The 2,406-nt window shown below is 53.9% G+C and carries 1 protein-coding gene; it reads left to right on the top strand.

Annotated features, from left to right (window positions below; all coding sequences use genetic code 11):
• Positions 1 to 2,406, top strand: a 2,406-nt coding sequence (locus tag Q0216_RS00040) for a Fe2+/Zn2+ uptake regulation protein (RefSeq protein ID WP_298591814.1), incomplete at both ends; no start/stop codon positions are given.

Raw genomic sequence — 2,406 nt, 5'->3', positions numbered from 1 at the left:
CTATTTTCTTCTTCACCAACGATCTGAGCTACACGGACGCGGGTATTGCTTTTGCAGTTATGTCTGTGCACGCCATTCTTTTCACCTGGCTGAACGGCACGGCGGATTACTACGCCCAGGCACGAATCTACCCGATTGCGTCTATTCTCTCCTTCATCATGGACTCGGATCACGGCCCGTGGTTCCCCAGTATTTTCTTTGTCTCTGTTCTGGTTGTAAACCTGATTTCTGCGTACGTATTTATTCCTCGTCTGCAGAAAACCATTACTGGTTCGACTCCTGCTTCCAATGAACAGCACGAGCAGGTACAGAGCTCACCGTCTATCCCCTGGGCGAAGGAAGCTCCTCACCATCCCGCTCGCAAGGTGGAGTGGCTGCCTGCTATTGACGCATGCGTCGGCGTATTCTTCTCCTTCTTTGCTCTCATGGATGCCTTCTACACTGCTCACGTTGCCGATAGCCCTGCATACGCAACTCGCTGGAGCGCTTTCCTTCCTTATGCAGAAGGCAATCAAGGTATCTTCCCCGCCCCCTGGGTTATTGGTGTCCTCTGCATTATGAGTTTCTTGCTGTACCGCAAGGCAATTCAGCCTCTGCTGCTGATCAGCTTTGTAGCGCTCATTCCTATTATTGGCATGTACGCCTCCCCCAGTAATCAGGGCACGTTCTATCTGTTCTTTGCCGCGGCAGTAGTCATCTATCTGGTCAGTGCTAAGGCCCCCGAGGCACGTACCGCCGGAGCAGTACTGAGCAACATCGGTTATGCCATTGGTATGATTCAGCTCTTCCTTGCTCTCATTCCCGAGATGCAGACTTCTGAGTCGCTTTTGATGTTTGCACTGGTCTGCGCCGCTATTGCACTGTTGACTTTTGTCCTCTCTCAGGGCGTTGCGGCTCAGGATCCCAGCTACCGGCTTGTAGAAATGTCGGTCTACCTCTTCTTGGGCGTTTTTGCGCTCTTCGTTGGGTACGTGTCTAACCATGTTGATGGCGGAGCACATGGCCGGTTCTGGATTGGTTTCCCCCTCTTCTCGGGTGCCGTCCTCTTCTTGAGCGTCTTGAGCGCTCTTATTCTGGCTCGTGCGCTGAGGCTTTCGGATGTTGGGTCCTTCCGCTCCACGCTTGTCTCTTTCATCCGTATCGCGTTCTACATGACCTTGGTCATCGCGACGATTGGCTCGCGACACTACCTGCTGTATGACTTGCAGAAGGAGTACATTGCTGTAGCACTGCCTGCACTCCTGACCGTCGTATACGGTGTGCTTGGTTTCTTTATGCCGGCTGGCTCTTCGATTCGTTCGGAGCTACTCACCGTTGCGCGTTTCCCCATCTGCTGGTCTGTCATTCTGCTCGCTATCAGCGGCAATATGAAGGAATCGCTCGTGGACTTCCTCGTCCTTGCTCTGCTGGCGGTCCAGGCGCTGTGCAGCGTGCTGCTCTATGCGTACTCCAAGCGAAGCTACGAGGCATACGCGGCAGCGATTTTCTTCACTCTTGGTTCTATCCTGAGTGCAGGCCGTTTCATTGGCGACTTTGATAGTCTTCTGTTCGCGGTAGCAACTCCGATTATCTTCATCGCTGTATGGGTGCTAGCCCTCATCTTCAGGATCCCTCGCATGCAGATTGGTGCCTCCATCAGCATCACGACTTTCTGCATTGGTTCTCTATGGAATCTCTTCAACACGAGGGAAAGCACGATTGAGATGACTCTGCTGGGCTATTATGCCCTGCTCGCAGTTATCATCCTATTCGTTCTGAAGGTTACGCTCCCGGTTGAGGTCTTCGGCGTGAACGCAAATGTTCGTCCGCGCATTGCTGTCCCGGTCGGTAATACGATGGTTGAACTGCCGATGCACGGCCCGTTGGGTGCCCCTTATGCGCGTTTCATGTCTCGCCGTCCCCTGACCCAAGCTATCTACGCTCCGGTCAATACGCTGCTGATGATTCCCGCTCTGGCGGTGCTGGGATTCTACACTCTCGTTGGGTTCGTTTTTGAGCCCAAGCAGGTAGAACTCAACGCGCTTCTCTGGGGTCTAGGCGCTCTCTCCTTCGTGTCTGTCACCAAGGCGAAGAACCTGCCGACCGTTTGTACCACGGCGTTCAGCCTCTTCATCGCCCGTCTGGTCATTGATTATTCGAAGTCCAACCCCTTGAGCGTCATTCTTGAGGTTGCTCTCCTGATCCTGCTTGCGGTTGTAGCCGCCAAGGTCCTTAAGAACTTCATCGCGAAGAGGCCTGTAGATGAGCAGGTATCGGATTCTCCTCTGTACTGGGCGTTGGGTCTACAGGTATTCCTTACCCTGGTAACGTGGGCAGTTCCCGCTGACGGACCGGATATTGTGGTGCTGGTCCTCGGCATCGCCCTAACCCTCCTGAGTGCTCTGCTACTCGACCGAGTCTGGACCT

Source organism: uncultured Rothia sp. (assembly GCF_937976295.1).
Lineage (GTDB): Bacteria > Actinomycetota > Actinomycetes > Actinomycetales > Micrococcaceae > Rothia.
Note: the sequence above shows the minus strand (reverse complement) of the source record. Positions and strands in the feature narration are given on the sequence as shown.